At 46.3% G+C, this 18126-nt stretch carries 21 protein-coding genes; 10 read left to right on the plus strand and 11 right to left on the minus strand.

Features of this window, described 5'->3' with window-relative positions:
- Positions 1-88: 88 nt before the first annotated feature.
- Complete coding sequence (locus AB4351_RS12580) at positions 89-352, minus strand: YihD family protein (RefSeq protein ID WP_009848104.1); 264 nt, start codon at positions 350-352, stop codon at positions 89-91.
- A gap of 131 nt (positions 353-483) precedes the next feature.
- Positions 484-651, minus strand: coding sequence for a hypothetical protein (locus AB4351_RS12585; RefSeq protein ID WP_004739323.1), 168 nt, complete (start codon positions 649-651; stop codon positions 484-486).
- A gap of 283 nt (positions 652-934) precedes the next feature.
- Here AB4351_RS12585 and AB4351_RS12590 point away from each other — a divergent pair, with 283 nt between their 5' ends.
- Together AB4351_RS12590 and AB4351_RS12595 are read left to right on the plus strand one after the other, a co-directional pair.
- Positions 935-1726 (plus strand): sporulation protein, encoded by a 792-nt coding sequence (locus AB4351_RS12590; RefSeq protein WP_017058778.1) that lies wholly within the window; start codon positions 935-937, stop codon positions 1724-1726.
- 144 nt (positions 1727-1870) lie between these two features.
- Positions 1871-2524 (plus strand): hemolysin III family protein, encoded by a 654-nt coding sequence (locus AB4351_RS12595; protein ID WP_017058777.1) that lies wholly within the window; start codon positions 1871-1873, stop codon positions 2522-2524.
- On the opposite strand, the gene AB4351_RS12600 is transcribed toward AB4351_RS12595, so the two are convergent.
- From AB4351_RS12600 to def, 6 genes are all read right to left on the minus strand, one after another.
- Complete coding sequence (locus AB4351_RS12600; RefSeq protein ID WP_372126169.1) at positions 2521-3096, minus strand: DUF3157 family protein; 576 nt, start codon at positions 3094-3096, stop codon at positions 2521-2523. The two genes, AB4351_RS12595 and AB4351_RS12600, sit on opposite strands and share 4 nt — an antisense overlap.
- A gap of 26 nt (positions 3097-3122) precedes the next feature.
- Positions 3123-4568 carry a TrkH family potassium uptake protein gene (locus tag AB4351_RS12605; RefSeq protein ID WP_372126171.1) on the minus strand — a complete coding sequence of 482 codons (1446 nt, stop codon included), beginning with the start codon at positions 4566-4568 and terminating at the stop codon, positions 3123-3125.
- A 95-nt stretch (positions 4569-4663) separates the two neighbouring features.
- Complete coding sequence (trkA, locus tag AB4351_RS12610; protein ID WP_004735766.1) at positions 4664-6040, minus strand: Trk system potassium transporter TrkA; 1377 nt, start codon at positions 6038-6040, stop codon at positions 4664-4666.
- 109 nt (positions 6041-6149) lie between these two features.
- Positions 6150-7430, minus strand: a complete 1281-nt coding sequence (gene rsmB / locus AB4351_RS12615) for a 16S rRNA (cytosine(967)-C(5))-methyltransferase RsmB (protein WP_017058774.1) — start codon at positions 7428-7430, stop codon at positions 6150-6152.
- Positions 7431-7522: 92 nt separating this feature from the next.
- Positions 7523-8470 carry a methionyl-tRNA formyltransferase gene (fmt, locus tag AB4351_RS12620; RefSeq protein ID WP_017058773.1) on the minus strand — a complete coding sequence of 316 codons (948 nt, stop codon included), beginning with the start codon at positions 8468-8470 and terminating at the stop codon, positions 7523-7525.
- Positions 8471-8507: 37 nt separating this feature from the next.
- Positions 8508-9020, minus strand: coding sequence for a peptide deformylase (gene def / locus AB4351_RS12625; protein WP_017058772.1), 513 nt, complete (start codon positions 9018-9020; stop codon positions 8508-8510).
- Between the two features lie 140 nt (positions 9021-9160).
- On the opposite strand from def, the gene AB4351_RS12630 reads away from it, so the two are divergent.
- The 4 genes from AB4351_RS12630 to AB4351_RS12645 are packed head-to-tail and all read left to right on the plus strand — an operon-like array spanning position 9161 to position 12423.
- Positions 9161-10252: a LysM peptidoglycan-binding domain-containing protein gene (locus AB4351_RS12630; protein WP_017067184.1), complete on the plus strand. Its 1092-nt coding sequence runs from the start codon at positions 9161-9163 to the stop codon at positions 10250-10252.
- Positions 10249-11361: a DNA-processing protein DprA gene (gene dprA, locus AB4351_RS12635; RefSeq protein ID WP_017071760.1), complete on the plus strand. Its 1113-nt coding sequence runs from the start codon at positions 10249-10251 to the stop codon at positions 11359-11361. The genes AB4351_RS12630 and dprA overlap by 4 nt, the downstream gene beginning before the upstream one ends.
- 3 nt (positions 11362-11364) lie before the next feature.
- The gene (locus AB4351_RS12640) at positions 11365-11841 is read left to right on the plus strand and encodes a DUF494 family protein (RefSeq protein WP_029235095.1); all 477 of its coding nucleotides are present in this window, start codon (positions 11365-11367) and stop codon (positions 11839-11841) included.
- A 12-nt stretch (positions 11842-11853) separates the two neighbouring features.
- Positions 11854-12423, plus strand: coding sequence for a type I DNA topoisomerase (locus AB4351_RS12645; RefSeq protein WP_102331966.1), 570 nt, complete (start codon positions 11854-11856; stop codon positions 12421-12423).
- Positions 12424-12511: 88 nt separating this feature from the next.
- Here the strand turns inward: AB4351_RS12645 and AB4351_RS12650 are convergent, their stop codons facing one another.
- Both AB4351_RS12650 and purE read right to left on the minus strand, forming a co-directional pair.
- A complete protein-coding gene (locus AB4351_RS12650; RefSeq protein WP_102321074.1) occupies positions 12512-13642 on the minus strand; it encodes a 5-(carboxyamino)imidazole ribonucleotide synthase in 1131 nt (376 codons plus the stop codon).
- A 5-nt stretch (positions 13643-13647) separates the two neighbouring features.
- Positions 13648-14133 carry a 5-(carboxyamino)imidazole ribonucleotide mutase gene (gene purE / locus AB4351_RS12655; RefSeq protein WP_004735777.1) on the minus strand — a complete coding sequence of 162 codons (486 nt, stop codon included), beginning with the start codon at positions 14131-14133 and terminating at the stop codon, positions 13648-13650.
- 195 nt (positions 14134-14328) lie between these two features.
- Here purE and AB4351_RS12660 point away from each other — a divergent pair, with 195 nt between their 5' ends.
- The 4 genes from AB4351_RS12660 to AB4351_RS12675 all read left to right on the plus strand — a co-directional run bounded on the left by AB4351_RS12660 (position 14329) and on the right by AB4351_RS12675 (position 17018).
- Positions 14329-14886, plus strand: a complete 558-nt coding sequence (locus tag AB4351_RS12660; RefSeq protein WP_017058767.1) for an L-threonylcarbamoyladenylate synthase — start codon at positions 14329-14331, stop codon at positions 14884-14886.
- A 19-nt stretch (positions 14887-14905) separates the two neighbouring features.
- A complete protein-coding gene (hemF, locus tag AB4351_RS12665) occupies positions 14906-15823 on the plus strand; it encodes an oxygen-dependent coproporphyrinogen oxidase (RefSeq protein WP_017069580.1) in 918 nt (305 codons plus the stop codon).
- A 77-nt stretch (positions 15824-15900) separates the two neighbouring features.
- On the plus strand, positions 15901-16731 hold the full coding sequence (aroE, locus tag AB4351_RS12670; protein ID WP_017067739.1) for a shikimate dehydrogenase: 831 nt from the start codon (positions 15901-15903) through the stop codon (positions 16729-16731).
- Positions 16732-16748: 17 nt separating this feature from the next.
- A complete protein-coding gene (locus AB4351_RS12675; protein WP_017058764.1) occupies positions 16749-17018 on the plus strand; it encodes a DUF1488 domain-containing protein in 270 nt (89 codons plus the stop codon).
- Here the strand turns inward: AB4351_RS12675 and AB4351_RS12680 are convergent.
- Positions 17015-17560: a gamma carbonic anhydrase family protein gene (locus tag AB4351_RS12680; RefSeq protein ID WP_372126173.1), complete on the minus strand. Its 546-nt coding sequence runs from the start codon at positions 17558-17560 to the stop codon at positions 17015-17017. The genes AB4351_RS12675 and AB4351_RS12680 overlap by 4 nt on opposite strands.
- Positions 17561-18126 lie beyond the last annotated feature (566 nt).

The following is an 18126-nucleotide window of genomic DNA, read 5'->3' on the forward strand; positions in this document are numbered from 1 at the left end:
CTTAAGTGAACGGCATTAGACCTGGTGGTCGCTTTTTAAAATTGAGTGTTTTATCTATACGGCAATTGAGCTCTAAACTAACGGGCGACTAAAGAAGGCCACGTGCTTTTAGAATTGCGGTTTTGAAATCATCTTCTTGGTCTTTTTTCAGGCCCGGGATCATCTCATCTTTTTCGCTGTTGCGCATTTTTAGGTGATAGATAAGAACATCGTCAGTCAGTTCTTCAAGCTTGCCTTGGTAGCCCGCTTCTTTTGATAGCTTAATGATGAACTCTAATAGGTTAAGCTCTTGATCTTTCTGCCACTCAGGCTCCATCAGTTCAAGCAGTTCTTCAATGCGGTGACACTTCATACTTTATTTCTCCACAAATTTTATAATGATTTGTGGCTAAGGTATCAAATCGGGTAGGGAATACCAATGTGTAAACACATTTCAAGATGGGAGCGGGCAAGAAAAAAGCGCAGTAAAAACTGCGCTTTTTGTTAAGCGGCTTTAATCACTTTCGTTGTAGTCGGTGCTAATAAAGCAGTCTTCTCAACTAGAGTCATTGTAGGAGCCAATTTCTTAGCCGTTGGAGCAGCAACAAAGCCACTACGACGACGCATCGCACTACGGTTGGTGTGCGAGAACCTGACAGCTGTTGGGCGCATTAATTTACCTAACGGTCAGGCATATCCATTGCCAATCTAATGGCCTGATTTACCATGAGCTCCACCTCAATTGCTTGAAGCGTCACTCGTCTGGCTTTCGCCAATCCGAAGAATAAATCAGGATAATGATATGCATGCATATCAAGGCTTAGATTATCACTATCTAAGTTATCGATCGACGCCTGAGTGATAAATAGACGATATTAGAGCTAAAATAGTGTGAGCAGTATATTTGAGTTTGAACCTCTTTCAGGCTTAAGATGATGCTTTAAAGGAGGTGCATATGTCGTTCTTAAAGAAAACGTTAGCAAGTTTTGGAATTGGATCTGCCAAGGTGGATTCTGTATTGCAACAGGAAGTGCTTTATCCAGGCAAGAAGGCGAGCATTATTGTGCATGTCTATGGTGGCGCTCAGCCACAAGAGATCGACAATATCGATCTCAACTTGTGCTGTCGTTACGTCAAAGAAATTACTATGAATTCGCAAAGGCAAGAGGGCGGTCAAACACGTCGAATGCACCAGACATACTCGTTGGCCAAATGGAGCCTGCCGTATGCCTTTGTTATTCAGCCGGGTGAAACCCGTGATTTTGAATGTGAGTTTGATGTCCCGCTGAACACACCTGTCACGATTGGTGATTCAAAGGTGTGGCTAGAAACCGGGCTCGATATTGCGATGGCGATTGATCCATCGGATAAGGATATTTTAACGGTTCGCCCAGATGCACTTCTTGATGGTATTTTTAATGAACTAGAAGCTCAAGGTTTACGCATTCGCCAAGTTGAGTGCGAAGCAGTAGAGGGCTTTGAACTGCCATTTGTTCAAGAGTTTGAGTTTGTCCCTACCACTGGTCCATATCATGGCCGCTGGCGTGAACTGGAAGTGGTTGCTCATCGTGATGAAACCGAGCTTAAGTTGTGGTTTGAGATAGACCGTAATCGCGATGGTGCAAAAGGCATGTTGGCGAGCTTGTTAGGCATTGGCCAACTGCAGCGTCAATTGAGTGTGCCATTGGATACGTCACCACAAGATGCGGGCAAGATGGTACTTGAGTATCTAGACAACGCATCTTAGTTAGCTCTTTGGTTCTGTAGCTTTAGAGACCTTAGCTTCATCACACCGTTTAGGCGTTATTAATGTCATAAAAATTTAAGCTTACACGTGTAAGCTTAATGTGCAATACTAGGCAAATCGAACATTTACTCTAGTAGGATAATCATGTCTGCATCATCGGCGAGCGAATACAGTGACATCGAAGAACGCGCCAATGCGATAACCCATGGCTTGGGTGTTGTGCTTGGCGTGGTTGGTTTAGTCCTGCTGCTGATTCGTGCGTTTGACCATCAAGCCGACATACTGACTATTGCGAGTATGGCGGTATATGGCAGCAGTATTATCCTACTCTTTCTCGCTTCCACGCTTTATCACTCGATCACCACAGAAAAGACCAAGCGATTACTGAAAACTCTCGATCACTGTGCGATCTACTTATTGATCGCGGGCAGTTACACGCCATTTTTATTGGTGAGTTTAAGAACACCATTGGCGATGGGTTTGATGGCAGTGATTTGGGGTATCGCGCTAGTCGGAATCATTATGAAGATTGCCTTCGTCTACCGATTTAAGCGTTTGTCATTGGTGACTTACTTGGCGATGGGTTGGTTATCGCTGATTGTGGTTTATCAACTGGCGATGAATATCGAGATGGGTGGTTTGGTGCTACTAGCACTCGGTGGCGTGATTTACTCGTTGGGTGTGATTTTCTATGTGGCAAAACGCATCCCTTACAATCATGCCATCTGGCATTTGTTTGTGTTGGCGGGCTGCGCTTGCCATTTCTTCGCTATTTATTTGTACGTGACTCCGGTTTAGCGAGCCAGTACCTCAGTAATCTCAGCTTTAATCTGATATTCAGGGTGTTGTTCTAGGTCGAGCTTGATGAGCTTGCCTTCTTCACCCGTCTTTGGTCGTAGGTATGTGTCGGCCATTCGTTTGATTGATTTCCACACAGCAACTTCTTCTTCTGCCAACAACTCACCTTCTGCAGTAAATACGCTGATGTTAAGTGATACCAAAATGACCGCTTGAGTGCCTTGGTTAGTGATGGCTGTCGGAATGATAAGCTCACCATCTTCATAGCGACTTGCACCCAGTACAACATCCACTCCTGACTGAGACAGCTGTAAGCTTGGCTTTTTACTATTAACCACAATCGTAGTGCCACGCGTGTTCGTTGCGACAGGTACGGCTACGACAGGCACTGTAGTCTCTGATGTTGTCGTTGCTGCTTCCGTTTGCTTTGGTGCCACGTATTGCCAAGTAAAATCATCTTTGAGTAACACTTGCTTGCCATCAGGCAAGGTGACCATTTGATCAGCAAAGGCAGAACTTACGAATACTGAGTTTGCGAGCAATGTGCTAGCGAGAAGTACGTATGATTTCATCTGTGTTTCCTTGATTTTGTGCTTGGTTAACGTCGCCAAAAGGCTGGGAAAAATAGAACAATGAGCGTCAATATCTCGAGTCGCCCCATCAGCATTCCTAAGCTTAGCAACCATTTAGCGGCGTCGGGCAGTGGAGCAAAGCTCCCGGTTGGACCGATCACGCTGCCCATGCCTGGGCCCACGTTGGCAACGGCTGTGATAGCACCAGATATACTGGTCACAGGATCAAGCCCCATCGCGCTCAAGCCACCTGCAATTAAGATAATCGTAATAAAGAACATCAAACCAAATGCGACCAGTGAACGCACAATGTCGTCATTAACGGGGCGTTGGTTATAGCGTTGAACAAAGACACCTGATGGGTGGATCAACTTCATCATCTGTTTGTGAAGCATGGTCATCGCGATCTGGAAGCGGAAGATTTTGATACCGCCAGAGGTTGAACCTGAGCACGCGCCCGCCATCATTAGAAACGCAAACAAGGTCGTTGGCAGTGCACCCCACGCGGTGAAGTCTTCTAAGCCAAAACCGGTAGTGGTAACTACGGACACAATATTGAACATCGAAACACGCATCGCATCCATGACCGTGTAGCCATCTCTAACCACCAACCATGTCGATATCACGGCACTGGTGACTAAGAATAGATAGGTGAAGCCTCTCACTTGCGCGTCTTTGTAGAGGATTGAGAGTTTTCTGCCACGCAGTGCGCTAACGAACAGTAGGAACGGCAGACCACCAAGGAACATGAACAGGGTTCCCACCCAGTGAGCACTGTTAGAGAAGTGGTTCATCGAGCCATCTGATGTTGAGTAACCACCCGTAGACAGTGTTGTGAAGGCATGATTGATCGCGTCAAAGATGCCCATGCCTGCAAAGAGATAGCTAATGATGCACAAGCCAGTCAGAACCAGATAAACCGCCACGATGTTCTTCGCGACCGTTTTTGCTCGTGGGCTGCTTTTATCTGACCAGTCGGATGATTCGGTTTGGAACAGGCGCATACCACCGACGTTGAGCATTGGCAGAACCGCTACCGCCATAACGATGAAGCCGATGCCACCTAACCATTGCAATATAGAACGCCACAACAGAATGCTTGGTGCCATGCTGTCTAAGCCGCTTAATACGGTTGAGCCTGTTGTGGTGATACCAGACATGGTTTCAAAATAGGCGTCAGTGAAGCTGATGTGGTTGATGAAGACAAACGGCAGTGCAGCAAAGGCACTGGCTATCGTCCATACCAGAGAGGTGATCAGGAACATGTCCCGCACCCCAAGTCGGAACTTAGCGGAGCGCCCTAAGCTCAAGCAGATGAACGCCACAATGTGCGTGATCACTACCGATTGACCAAACTCGAGGAAGCCACCGGTGCCTGTGAAAAAGGCAACCAATGTGGGGATGTACATGAAAAGGGCGAGTTTTGATAACACTAACCCTATCACTAATAATATCGGACGAAAGTTGACCATAGCTTAATAGACCATAGCTTTAATTGATTACAGCTTTGTGCCGGAGCGCCGTTCTCACAAAAGAAAGTTGCGAGAAGAAGCTCACGAGAACAAGGCTATAAGAAGAACGGGCTCGGTTGGAATAGAGACTCAACATCCGGTACGTATTTCTTGTCCACTAGGAACATCACTACGTGGTCATCCTGTTCGATTACGGTTCTATCGTGCGCGATAAGTACTTCTTCTCCGCGAACAATCGCACCAATAGTGGTGCCCGGTGGTAACTTGATGTCGCCAATCGCTCGGCCAACCACTTTAGAGGTGGTTTCGTCACCGTGAGCAATCGCTTCGATCGCCTCTGCAGCGCCGCGACGTAGAGAGGATACGTTTACGATATCAGCACGACGAACGTGAGTAAGCAGCGCAGAAATGGTCGCTTGCTGTGGCGAGATAGCAATATCAATCACACCACCCTGAACAAGGTCTACGTAAGCTCCACGCTGAATCAGTACCATTACCTTCTTGGCACCCATTCGCTTCGCCAGCATGGCTGACATGATGTTGGTTTCATCTTCATTGGTTAGGGCGATGAACACATCAACTTGATCGATGTTCTCCTCGGTCAGCAGCTCTTGATCGGCGGCATCACCACAGAATACGATGGTGTTTTCTAATTCTTCAGACAGCTTCTCGGCGCGAGTGTAGCTGCGCTCGATAAGCTTGATACTGTAGCTCTGCTCTAGGCGTTTCGCCAAGCTTGCACCAATGTTACCACCGCCAACAATCATGATGCGGCGGTACGGCTTCTCTAGGCGTTGCAGTTCACTCATTACTGAGCGGATATGGTTACTCGCTGCGACGAAGAACACTTCATCATCGGCTTCAATGATGGTGGTGCCTTGTGGGCGAATAGGGCGACCTTGACGGAAAATAGCGGCAACACGGGTATCAATGTGCGGCATGTGCTCACGCAAAGCAGACAATGCGTTACCAACCAGTGGACCACCGTAGTAGGCTTTTACTGCTACTAGGCTAACCTTCTGTTCAGCAAAGCTCACAACCTGCAGTGCGCCTGGGTATTGAATCAGGCGCTCGATGTAGCTGGTCACTAGCTCTTCGGGTGCGATCAGGTGATCGACTGGGATGGCACCTGATTTGAATAACGCTTCTTTCTCTTCTAGGTATTGAGGAGAGCGAATACGAGCAATTCGGTTCGGCGTATTGAAAAGAGAGAAAGCAACCTGACACGCAGCCATGTTGGTTTCATCCATGTTGGTTACGGCAACCAACATGTCGGCATCTTGCGCACCCGCTTCACGTAGTGTGTTTGGGTGGCTGGCATAACCGTTTACAACCCTAAGGTCGTACTTATCCTGAAGTTCACGAAGTCGGTCAGCATTACGGTCGACAATGGTGATGTCGTTGTTTTCACCAACCAGGTTTTCAGCAAGGGTACCGCCAACTTGTCCAGCACCTAGGATAATGATCTTCATAGCCTTTCTCTTTTCTTTACCGTGGTAATTCTAGTTATCTAACTTTGTTTTGATAATGCACTAGAAAGAAACAGCGGCTAAGAAATAAATTCTTAGCCGCTGTTAGTTGTTATGCCTGTTTTACTAGAACTGCGTAGTAGAAGCCATCCATATCTTCTTCTCCAGGTAGTATTTGACGACCCGGATTTTCGATATCAGACCCAACCAGCGTTGCGTTTTCAGTACGTGCTAGGAATGCTTTCACTTGCAGCACGTTTTCTTGCGGCGTGATAGAACATGTCGCATAAACCATGGTGCCGCCTTCTTTCAGCTGACGCCACATTGCATCCATAATTTCGCTTTGCAGTTCAGCCAGCGCATCAATGTCAGATGCACGACGTAGCCACTTGATGTCAGGGTGACGGCGAATTACGCCAGTCGCTGAACAAGGTGCATCAAGTAGGATACGGTCGAACTTATCGCCCATCCACCACTCTTCAGGGTAGCGAGCATCACCACAAATTACGTCGGCACGCAGTTGTAGGCGCTCAAGGTTATCGTAAACACGGTCTAGACGTTTGATGTCGCAGTCAATCGCAACCACTTCAGTATCTTGAGTGTGCTCAAGAATGTGTGCCGTTTTACCACCTGGTGCAGCACAACAATCTAAGATCAGCTCACCATCTTTTGGTGTTAGGTAATCAACCGAAAGCTGAGCGGCAGCATCTTGCACTGATACCCAACCCCTGTCGAAGCCAGGAAGCAAAGTAACATCACAAGGTGCAGCTAATTTTATGGCATCAGCTGCTTCTGGGTGCAATGTGTATTCAATGTTTTCGTTTTTAAGCAGTTCTACATACTCGTCACGAGTGTGGTGTTGGCGGTTAACGCGCAGCCACATTGGTGCCTTGCTGTTGTTTGCTTCAACCAGTTGCTCCCATTGATCTGGGTAGCTCTCTTGAAGCATTTTTAGAATCCAGCTTGGGTGGCCGTATTTGCCTGCATTGTGGCTAACGGCTTTCTCGTCTAGTTCTTCTTGGTCACGTAGGTAGCTACGTAACACAGCGTTGATCAAACCACTCAGGCTTGGACCGCGCAGTGTCTTAGTACCCTCAACCGTTTCAGCAACCGCGGCATGCGAAGGGATACGCATGAAGCTTAGTTGGTAAATGCCCACCAAGATTAGGTGGTGGAATACACGCTTTTTACCTTTAAGCGGGTTTTCCATCAGTTCGTTAGCGATTGACTCTAAACGAGGCAGATAACGAAGTGCGCCGTAGCAAATCTCTTGCAGTAGAGCATGGTCTCGCGGACGGATCGTTTTTTGAGCCGCAGGGAGAGCGTGTGAAAGAGAGTGGCCTTTATCGACAACTTGGAATAGGACATTTGCAGCAGCAGCGCGAACATTCATGAGGGGTACCGAATATTTATTTGAATACATGAGGGCATCTCTGCCCTCGTAAAGGTTTTCTTAGCTGCGTAATTAGCAGCTTTAAAAGCGGATTAAGAAAGCTGTGTACCAACTTCAAACCAGCTTGCACGTGAGTTCAAGATATCCTGAACTGACATGGCTTTTTTACCTGGAACTTGCAGCTGTTCAAGAACAAGTACACCTTGTCCTGTCGCTACATAGATACCAGTTTTATCCGCTTGCAGAATGGTACCTGCAGGCTTATCAGAAGTTTGCTCTGCCACACGGCTTTGCCATACTTTAATGCTGTTCTCAGCGGCTTCAAAGTGGCTCATTGGCCATGGGTTGAAGGCACGAACGCAGCGCTCAATATGAGCTGCTTCATCACTCCAGTTGATACGCGCTTCTTCTTTACTTAGCTTCTTCGCGTAGTTAGCAAGCTCATCGTCTTGCTTCTCTGCAACCGCTTTGCCAGAAGCGATGTCCGCTAGACATTCAACAAGCGCGTCAGGGCCAAGGCCCGCTAACTTCTCGTACATTGATGCGCTGGTATCTGTCGCTTCGATAGGCAGCGTCGCGATACTTAGCATGTCGCCAGTATCTAGGCCGATATCCATCTGCATGATCGTCACGCCTGTCTCTTTATCACCTGCCCAAATAGAGCGTTGAATCGGAGCAGCACCACGCCAGCGCGGTAGGATAGAGCCATGTACGTTGATACAACCTAAGCGAGGTGTATCTAATACAACTTGCGGAAGCAATAAGCCGTAAGCGACAACAACCATGATGTCAGCGTTCAATTCAGCTAGCTCTTGCTTAGCCTCATCTGACTTGAAGTTTTCTGGTTGGTAAACCGGAATATTGTTTTCAAGTGCGATGTTTTTTACTGGGCTCGCAGTGAGTTTTTTACCGCGGCCTGCTGGGCGATCTGGCTGTGTGTAAACAGCAACAACTTCATGCTCCGAAGACAACAACGCCGCCAAGTGACGGGCGGCGAAATCCGGAGTACCTGCAAAGACAATTCTTAAAGACTGACTCAAGGTAGGCTTCCTTCTAATTTAGTAATAGCAGCGGTTATTAACCTTGTTTCTCGTTGAAACGTTTAATCTTCGCTAGCTTATCTTGGATACGTTTACGCTTTAGTGGCGATAGGTAATCAACAAACAACTTGCCTTCTAGGTGGTCAAGTTCGTGCTGAACACAGATAGCCAGAAGGTCGTCAGCGTCGAATGTGAATTCGTTGCCGTCACGGTCTAGTGCTTTAACCGTTACTTCTGCAGCGCGAGGTACTAGAGCTCGAGCGCCTGGTACAGATAGGCAGCCTTCTTCGATTCCATCTTCGCCGCGCTTCTCAGTAATTTCAGGGTTGATAAGCACCATTGGCTCATCACGTGTTTCTGAAATATCGATAACAACGATGCGTTGGTGGAAATCTACTTGCGTTGCCGCAAGGCCGATACCTTCTTCGTCGTACATGGTTTCAATCATGTCATCAACGAACTTTTGAATCTCTGGGGTAACTTCTTTTACCGGTTTCGCCACGGTACGTAGACGATCATCTGGTAATGTTAATACTTGTAATACAGACATATACACTCGAAATATTGAACTGTGCCGAAACAGCTTAAACCTTGTTGGCTCAATTCTAGACATTTTAGAGGTCAAATGACAGCATCCTGAAGGTAATTCTCCAATCAGATGTCATATATTCAGACCAAGGAACCTAGGTCATGCGTCATTTATTGCCTGCTTTATCTCTTATTTGTGCCTCGATTTCGTTCGCCGCTACGGCTGAAAATAGTGAGCAACCTTTAACCATTAAACAGGGCGCACCTGAGGCGTATGTGGTGGTTAAGGGCGATACTTTGTGGGATATCTCTGCGATGTATCTCGATAGTCCATGGTTGTGGCCAAGGTTATGGCAGGTCAATCCAGAGATAGAAAACCCTCATCTCATTTATCCCGGAGATAAACTGTCTTTGGTTTGGATTAATGGCGAGCCTGTATTGAGCCTCAAGCCTGTTATCAAACTTAGCCCCAAGATTCGTGTTTCTGAGAAGAAAGCAGTACCTACCGTCAACGAGGGACTGGTTCTACCTTATTTACAGTCTGATCGCTTGGTAGAGCAGCAAGATATCGAATCGGCACAACGAGTATTAGGAACCAGTGATGGTAAACGTTTCTTATCGGGTGCAGACCGGTTGTTTATCTCAGGTAACCAACAACATCAAAAGTGGGGTATCTACCGCGCAGTTGAAACCTACCAACGGCAGCAACCCCAAGCGAGTATTACCTCGTTGCGTTTGGTCGCCACGGCGCGCTTAAAAGAAGTGGATGCTGAGTTCAGCAGCTTGCAGATAGACACTCAGCTGCAAGAGGTATTGCTGAACGACCTTGTGCTACCAGAACTTGGTGTTGATCAGGTGAAGCTCTCTACCACGTTTTATCCTGCACCTAGTGCGGCGGGTCAATTTGCTAATATCTTGGGCTCATTAGATGGCAGCCAATACAGCGCGAAGAATCAGGTGGTAGTGATCAACAAAGGTTCACAGGATAACCTTCGCCAAGGTTCTATGTTTACCCTCAGCGAAAGCGGTGCGGTGGTGTTTGGTAAGCAAGGTGAATACAGTTATAAAGAGTCTGCGGCGAGCGATAAGGTGCAATTGCCAAGTACCTCGCTGGGTAGCTTGATGGTCATTCGTCCTTATGAGTATTTTAGCCTCGCGTTGATCACTCAGAGCTCTAAGCCTGTTAGCAAGGGCATTCTGGCAGTATCGCCTTTGGATCTTGCTTTGACAGAAGAGGTTAAGGGCACCGAGTGAATGAGCAACAACTGAGTGCTTGGCTAACTCTAAGTTTTGTTCCTCAATTGGGTGGCAAACGCCTTTCTCGCCTGCTGAGTATCGATTCCCCTTCGAACATTGTTGGCTACTCAAGCCAGCAGCTGCAAGTGATGGGTTTATCAGGCAAACAAATTTCTTATCTAAGAGAGCAAGCCCCAAGAGAAGTGGAGGCTTGCTTATCATGGCAAGCAAAACAGCCTAACCATCACATCATTACCCCTAATTGCCCACATTATCCCAAACTGCTTAATGAGATTGCCTCTGCGCCCAGTGTTCTTTTCGTTAAAGGTCACGTTGAAAAACTGATCGAGCCTCAAATCGCGATGGTCGGCAGCCGCAATGCCAGTATTGAAGGACTGCAGACCGCCAAGTCCTTCGCCAAAGAGTTTGTCCAAAACGGTTTAATTGTCACCAGTGGCTTAGCTTTAGGTATCGATGGCTATGCTCATGATGGTGCTCTAGATAAAAGAGGGGAAACTTTTGCAGTGTTGGGGTCTGGCTTGGACTCCATTTATCCTGCCCGCCACCGAAATCTAGCTGAGAGGATCTGTGAGAACGGAGCGCTGATTTCAGAGTTTCGACCGAGTGCTAAACCAAGACCTGAACATTTCCCCCGTCGTAACCGTATTATAAGTGGCTTGTCGTTAGGAACCTTGGTGGTGGAAGCGGCTGAGAAGAGTGGCTCTTTAATTACCGCTCGCTATGCCATGGAGCAAGGTCGAGAAGTGTTTGCGCTGCCCGGTTCTATTCATAGCCCAACCAGTCGCGGAGGTAACAGTCTCATCAAAGCTGGAGCATGTTTAGTGCAAAATGCTCAAGATGTTCTGATTGAAATAAAGAGTCTGTTAAACTGGTCTATAGATCAGCAGCCGAGCTTATTCGAACCTACGCCGAATGAGGGTGAAAATGAACAATTGCCATTTCCACAGCTGTTAGCTAACGTAGGATTAGAGGCGACACCCGTTGATATTTTGGCACAGAGAACCCATATACCTGTGCATGAAGTCATGATGCAGCTTTTAGAGCTTGAGCTCTCAGGGCATGTTGTTGCAGTTTCCGGTGGCTATATTCGAAAGGGGAGAGGCTAAGCTATGATGATGGACATACTGATGTACTTGTTTGAAACCTACATCCATAGCGATTCTGAATTGCAGGTGGATCAAGACGAACTTGAAGATGAACTTCTTCGAGCGGGGTTTCACCAAGATGATATTTATAAGGCTCTCCATTGGTTAGAAGACCTTGCTGCACTGCAAGATACCGATAACCAAGCGGCGATTACTATGTGCTCTAATACCTCGATGCGTGTTTACACAAGTAAAGAGATATCACGTATTAATATGGAGTGTCGTGGTTTCTTGTTGTTCCTTGAGCAGATCAACGTCCTCACGACAGAGATTCGTGAAATGGTGATTGATCGTGTCATGGGGTTAGAGACCAATGAATTTGAGTTGGATGATCTGAAGTGGATTATCTTAATGGTACTGTTCAATGTACCGGGTAATGAAAGTGCTTACACGCAAATGGAAGAGCTGTTGTACACCAAAGAGCAAGGTATCTTGCATTAATACAGGCTTATCATGAGTAGTAAGATTGATAATCAGCTTTTTTCAGCACATGAACATGCGTTTGAGCATGAACCATGTCCACAGTGTGGTGGGGAGCTTCAGCTTCGCCACGGTAAGCACGGCCCATTTTTAGGCTGTAAGCAGTATCCGAGCTGTGATTACATCAAGCCTCTTCATCAAAATGATGGTCATGTGGTGAAAGAGCTGGGCGTTCCGTGTCCTAAATGCCAAAACGAATTGGTATTAAGGCAAGGTCGCTTTGGGATGTTCATTGGCTGTAGCAGTTATCCAGAGTGTAATCACATCGAATCTTTGGACCAACCGAAAGAACAACCTGAAGAGCAGCCACTTGTTGCCTGCCCTGAGTGTGGTCGAGGCCACTTGGTTGAGCGTAAATCTCGCTATGGCAAAACCTTCTATGCGTGTGATAACTACCCTAAGTGTAAGTTCGCCGTTAATCAGCCACCTGTTATAGGTCGTTGTGAACAGTGCCAGTTCCCGTTGTTACTTGAGAAGAAAACAGCCAGTGGTACCAAGAAGCAATGCGCTGATCGCAAGTGTCACCACATTCAATCTCAATAACTCGATATTATAGACACAAAAAAACGGCGCTCACTGAGCGCCGTTTTTGTATCCAATAAACTTTTTATATCAATAAGCCAATGTAGGCTTACTTCATCTGCTCAGCAAACTCATGCACAGCAGGGTAGGCTTGCTTATCAAGAATCTCAGCCAATGAGCACAAAGCTCTTTGTAATTCTGCGTTGTAGTCAGCGCTCACGTTAATGTGACCCATCTTGCGACCTGCACGCTTTTCTTTGCCATACCAATGAACATGACAACCACCTTGAGCAAGAATAGCCTCAGGAAGAGTATCTTCGCCAAGAATGTTGATCATTGCGGTTGGACGAATCAGTTTAGTGCTACCTAGTGGCATGCCACACACTGCACGTAGGTGGTTTTCAAACTGACAAGTCTCTGCGCCTTGTTGCGTCCAGTGGCCCGAGTTATGAACACGTGGTGCAATCTCATTAACAAGCAGTGAACCTTGAACATCAAAGAACTCAAGTGCTAGCACGCCAACGTAATCTAAACGCTCAGCAATGGCAGTGAACATGGCTTTAGCTTGCTCTTGCAGTTCAATGTCATCAATCGCTGTCGATAAGCTCAACACGCCGTCGGTGTGAACATTCTCAGCCAGTGGATACACTTGAACCTCGCCATTGGTATCACGAGCACCAACCAGTGATACTTCGCGGTCAAACGGAACAAACTCTTCAGCCACAATCGCTTGGTTGTCGGTCGCGGTAATGCACTCAGCCATTTCTGCCCAAGTCGCGTCAACATTGTCTAATGTCTTTAAGCGCCATTGGCCCTTGCCGTCGTAGCCGCCAAGTGTGCTCTTCAACACCATTGGTAAGCCAACGTGAGCAATTGCAGCGTCAAAGTCTTCGCGAGAGTTAACCACGTAGTACTTAGCATTCTTCACGTTCGCTTCGTCTAACAGGGCTTTTTCAAGACGACGGTCACCGCCAGCTTTGATTGCTTCTGTTGTCGGTAAGAACTTACCGCTGCGCTCACACACCTCAAGTACATCGTGAGGAATATGTTCGAATTCAGCAGTAATGACGTCCGCACGCTCAATCGCATTTTCTAAGCCGTTACCTAGAATCGCTTGCGTTAATGGGTGAACAATATTTTTGCTGCCAACATCAAAAGCAGAAATTTCAATATTCAGCGGTGCCCCAGCTAGGGACATCATGCGAGCAAGTTGGCCCGCGCCTAACACAAGAACATGCATGGAAATTAGTCCTCTGCAGGGTTTGGATTAGCCAAAACCGTTTCTGTTTGCTCAGAACGGAATGCTTCTACTTTTGCCATTACTTCTTCATTGTGTGTACCAATGATTTGAGCCGCTAGGATGCCTGCATTGGCAGCGCCAGCTTCACCGATAGCCAAAGTACCTACCGCGATACCTTTTGGCATCTGCACGATAGAAAGCAGAGAGTCCATGCCTTTCAGTGCTTTAGACTGAACTGGAACACCCAGAACTGGTACGCTTGTGAAAGCAGCAGCCATGCCCGGAAGGTGCGCTGCACCGCCAGCACCAGCAATAATTACTTTAATACCGCGCTCTTTCGCACTGGTTGCGTAGTCTGCAAGCAACTGAGGTGTGCGGTGAGCAGAAACCACTTTTGTTTCGTACGCCACGCCAAACTGATCCAACATTTCTGCAGCTAGCTTCATTGTTGGCCAATCAGATTTAGAACCCATGATAATACCGACAGTCATCTCAAACTCCTTCAGGTACGATTTAATTAGTGATTAGATATTTTGCGCGCATTATACGGGTAAAATTACTTAAGGAAAACGTTTGCGTCGGTCTAAGTTGTTAATTGATACATTTTATAAACAAATAGCTTTAGTCACAGTGAATGATAATTTGTACACTTAGCGAGTTCGATAACTGACTTAATGAGGCAACCCGTGGATAACTTTCAACATACATTGCAGGCATTACAACAAGGTGAAGTCATTGCTTACCCGACCGAAGGCGTTTTTGGGGTTGGTTGTGATCCTGATAATCCACATGCCATCAAGAAATTACTCGAGTTAAAACAGCGTCCAGTTGAAAAGGGCTTGATCTTGATTGCTGCAAGTTACGAGCAGCTGCTTCCTTATATTGATGAAAGCCAGTTGACGGAAGAACAGTTGGTAACAGTGAAAGCGACATGGCCAGGTCCGGTCACTTGGATTATGCCAACCAGTAGCAAAGTTACTGACTGGGTCAGCGGCCAGTTTGATTCCATCGCGGTACGAGTGACGGATCACCCTTTGGTTCAAAGAATGTGTAATGAGTTCGGCAAGCCGTTAACCTCTACCAGTGCCAACCTGACTGGCGAGCCGCCTTGTATGACGACTGAAGAAGTTCAACAGCAACTGGGTCAACACTTAGTCGCGATTCTAGAAGGCCAAACGGGTGGCCGTGAGAAGCCAAGCGAAATTAGAGATGCAAAAACGTCGAAAATATTAAGACAGGGTTAAACCCTGCAAAGGAAGTAAGATGTCAGCAATTGATAAAGAAGCAGTAAAGCAGTTTTTACTGAGCCTACAAGATTCGATTTGCCAGCAGCTTGAGCAAGCTGATGGTGTAGCGTTGTTTGAAGAAGATGCATGGGAGCGAGAACCTGGCGATCGTCTAGGTGGCGGTGGTCGTACTCGCGTGATGACCAATGGTGCTTTATTTGAACAGGGTGGAGTTAACTTCTCTCACGTCGCTGGTAAAGCAATGCCTGCCTCTGCAACCGCTCACCGTCCTGAGTTAGCCGGGCGTAAGTTTGAGGCGATGGGGGTTTCATTAGTTATCCACCCTAAAAACCCATATATCCCAACCTCACACGCGAACGTTCGATTCTTCATTGCGGAAAAAGAAGGGGAAGACCCGATTTGGTGGTTTGGTGGTGGTTTTGACTTAACGCCATTTTATCCTGTCGATGAAGATTGCCAATCTTGGCATCAAACTGCTAAAGATCTTTGTGCGCCGTTTGGTGATGATGTTTATCAAGAACACAAAGAGTGGTGTGATAAGTACTTCTATCTTCCTCACCGAGACGAAACACGTGGTGTTGGTGGTCTGTTCTTTGATGACTTAAATGAGTGGGGTTTCGATAAGAGCTTTGCTTATATGCAGGCTGTCGGTGAAGGTTTTGCTGCGGCGTACTTACCTATTGTCGAGCGTCGCAAAGATACACCTTATGGCGAACGTGAGCGTGACTTCCAACTATACCGTCGTGGCCGCTATGTTGAATTCAACCTAGTTTACGACCGTGGTACCTTATTTGGCCTGCAAAGCGGTGGGCGCACAGAGTCTATATTGATGTCGATGCCGCCGTTGGCTCGTTGGGAATATCGCTATGAACCGCAAGCGGGCTCACCAGAAGCTCTGCTTTATAGTGACTACCTCAAACCTCGAGTTTGGTAGTTCTTCCTTCCTTATAGGGATAGTGATAGGGTCATCTATATAGATGACCCTTTTTATTATTTCTGTTAGGTAAGGATATGACACAGCAAGTAGATCGTTATGCCGTTTTCGGTAATCCTATTGGGCAAAGCAAATCGCCATTCATTCACACATTATTTGCTCGCCAAACCAGCCAACAACTTACCTATACAGCATTACAGCCAGAGCACGGTCAATTTATCACTGCTGCCAAAACCTTTTTCAGCGAAGGTGGTCGAGGGTGCAATGTCACAGCGCCTTTTAAAGAAGATGCCTATCAGTTAGCCAATCGCCTAACTGAGAGAGCTGAACTAGCTGGTGCCGTAAATACCCTTAAGAAGTTAGATGATGGAGAGATCATTGGTGATAACACCGATGGTGAGGGCTTAGTTCAAGACCTGCTTCAACATCAAGTCACGCTAAAAGGAGCACGTGTTCTTCTTCTTGGCGCTGGTGGTGCTGCGAGAGGAGTGATTCAACCTCTTCTCGACCAAAAGCCACAACAGCTGGTGGTCGCTAATCGAACCAGCTCCAAGGCTGAACTTCTGGCTGAGATGTTTTCGTCGCATGGCAACATCAAGGGGATGGGGCTAAGTGATGTTAATGAAGGCTTTGATGTCATTATTAACTCTACCTCATCTGGTCTAAGCGGGCAGCTTCCTGAAGTGTCTGAGGTGATTTTCAATTCTACTAGCGCCGTTTATGACATGGTTTATGGATCTGGAACGACGGTATTCAATCAATGGGCATTAGATAATGGTGTTCATGCTGCTTATGATGGTTTGGGTATGCTAGTGGGGCAGGCAGCAGAAAGCTTTATGCTTTGGCGTGGTCTTCGTCCGGGAACAAAACAGATTTTAAGAGAATTACGTAAAAATCTAGAGATGTAATGGGGTGTTTATAAAAAATGAATCAATCAATTCTATTTCCTGATATCCAAGATTGGGATGAAGAGAGCCGAACAATCACGTTCCCAGCACAACAGTCGGGCGCATTGATTGAATGTGTCATGTCTATTGAGGAATTATCACGATTGGCAGGTAAAGATATAGAAGAAGGCGATCAAGCTTTAGTTATCTTTTCAGAGTTACGTTTCGATATTGAAGAGCTAGCGGAAGAGTTAATAGAAGAAGAGGAGTATGACTCCTCTAATCGGATTCAGATCAAAGCGCTTTAGACTGAAATTACAGAGTCTAGATAGTCATTTTTATTCTGAACGTAGTTGTCTGCAGACTTCTGTAGAAAGGCACGCTCTTTATCATTTAATGGGCGAGCTTGTTTTACTGGGCTTCCTACATAGAGGTAACCGCTTTCAAGTACCTTGTTTGGTGGCACTAAGCTACCAGCACCAATCATCACTTCTTTTTGGATAATCACGCCATCCAACACGATCGCTCCCATACCAACAAGTACACGATCCTCAATAGTGCAGCCATGCAGCATTACTTTATGCCCGATAGTGACATCATTACCTATTAAGAGAGGATAACCGTCAGGGTTTTCATCATTCTTATGGGTGACGTGCAAGACACTACCATCTTGGATATTCGTTCTCTCTCCAATATGAATGTGGTTCACATCCCCTCGAGCTGCAACCAAAGGCCACACGCTAGAGTCGTTACCGATTTTGATATCACCAACCAGTACTGAACTGGTATCTATATAGACACCTTGCCCAATCTGAGGGGATATTCCTTTATAACTGCGTATTGAACTCATAAATCCTCCTTTATATAGGCACCTTAAGCCCTTAATTAAGAGGAATACTAGTGAAAATGGGGTGCTTTGAACAAAAAACGCTCGAACAATCAAAAAAGTAAGAAAAACTTCAAAAAGGGCTTGCCAGTGTGATCGAAATCTCTATAATGCGACCTCGTTGAAACGGGAAGGCTTCGTAAGAAACCAAAACGAATCAGCAGGTCAAATTAGCCAAGCTAAGCGCTTGAAAAAAGTTTTGAAAATAGTGGTTGACACTAAAACTTAAATCGCTAAAATGGCCGTCCGATTTGAGCGAAGCTCAAAAAGGAAAAGCTCTTTAACAATTTAAACCTATCAATCTGTGTGGGCACTCGTTGATGAATATCAAAACGTTATTGGTTCTTTTTCGAAAGAGCGTAGTAGCAGTTACTTCGGAATCAAAATTGATTTCAATGAACTGAGTGACCAATACGTTTAACTACTTGTAGTTATTCGGCACAGTCAATTCATTACCATTCTGTTGGAATGGTAATAGCTTTAGAATTACATGTTTACTTCGGTAAATATTAGTTTTGAAGTCAGTATTC

It is taken from the genome of Vibrio sp. 10N.261.51.F11 (genome assembly GCF_041471665.1).
Lineage (GTDB): Bacteria > Pseudomonadota > Gammaproteobacteria > Enterobacterales > Vibrionaceae > Vibrio > Vibrio crassostreae_C.

Excerpts from the sequence above, each read along its gene's own strand:
- AB4351_RS12580 (WP_009848104.1), bottom strand. The coding sequence starts at position 352 with ATGAAGTGTCACCGCATTGAAGAACTGCTTGAACTGATGGAGCCTGAG.
- AB4351_RS12585 (WP_004739323.1), bottom strand. The coding sequence starts at position 651 with ATGCGCCCAACAGCTGTCAGGTTCTCGCACACCAACCGTAGTGCGATG.
- AB4351_RS12590 (WP_017058778.1), top strand. The coding sequence starts at position 935 with ATGTCGTTCTTAAAGAAAACGTTAGCAAGTTTTGGAATTGGATCTGCC.
- AB4351_RS12595 (WP_017058777.1), top strand. The coding sequence starts at position 1,871 with ATGTCTGCATCATCGGCGAGCGAATACAGTGACATCGAAGAACGCGCC.
- AB4351_RS12600 (WP_372126169.1), bottom strand. The coding sequence starts at position 3,096 with ATGAAATCATACGTACTTCTCGCTAGCACATTGCTCGCAAACTCAGTA.
- AB4351_RS12605 (WP_372126171.1), bottom strand. The coding sequence starts at position 4,568 with ATGGTCAACTTTCGTCCGATATTATTAGTGATAGGGTTAGTGTTATCA.
- trkA (WP_004735766.1), bottom strand. The coding sequence starts at position 6,040 with ATGAAGATCATTATCCTAGGTGCTGGACAAGTTGGCGGTACCCTTGCT.
- rsmB (WP_017058774.1), bottom strand. The coding sequence starts at position 7,430 with ATGAATGTTCGCGCTGCTGCTGCAAATGTCCTATTCCAAGTTGTCGAT.
- def (WP_017058772.1), bottom strand. The coding sequence starts at position 9,020 with ATGTCTGTATTACAAGTATTAACATTACCAGATGATCGTCTACGTACC.
- AB4351_RS12630 (WP_017067184.1), top strand. The coding sequence starts at position 9,161 with ATGCGTCATTTATTGCCTGCTTTATCTCTTATTTGTGCCTCGATTTCG.
- AB4351_RS12640 (WP_029235095.1), top strand. The coding sequence starts at position 11,365 with ATGATGATGGACATACTGATGTACTTGTTTGAAACCTACATCCATAGC.
- AB4351_RS12645 (WP_102331966.1), top strand. The coding sequence starts at position 11,854 with ATGAGTAGTAAGATTGATAATCAGCTTTTTTCAGCACATGAACATGCG.
- AB4351_RS12650 (WP_102321074.1), bottom strand. The coding sequence starts at position 13,642 with ATGCATGTTCTTGTGTTAGGCGCGGGCCAACTTGCTCGCATGATGTCC.
- purE (WP_004735777.1), bottom strand. The coding sequence starts at position 14,133 with ATGACTGTCGGTATTATCATGGGTTCTAAATCTGATTGGCCAACAATG.
- hemF (WP_017069580.1), top strand. The coding sequence starts at position 14,906 with ATGTCAGCAATTGATAAAGAAGCAGTAAAGCAGTTTTTACTGAGCCTA.
- aroE (WP_017067739.1), top strand. The coding sequence starts at position 15,901 with ATGACACAGCAAGTAGATCGTTATGCCGTTTTCGGTAATCCTATTGGG.
- AB4351_RS12675 (WP_017058764.1), top strand. The coding sequence starts at position 16,749 with ATGAATCAATCAATTCTATTTCCTGATATCCAAGATTGGGATGAAGAG.
- AB4351_RS12680 (WP_372126173.1), bottom strand. The coding sequence starts at position 17,560 with ATGAGTTCAATACGCAGTTATAAAGGAATATCCCCTCAGATTGGGCAA.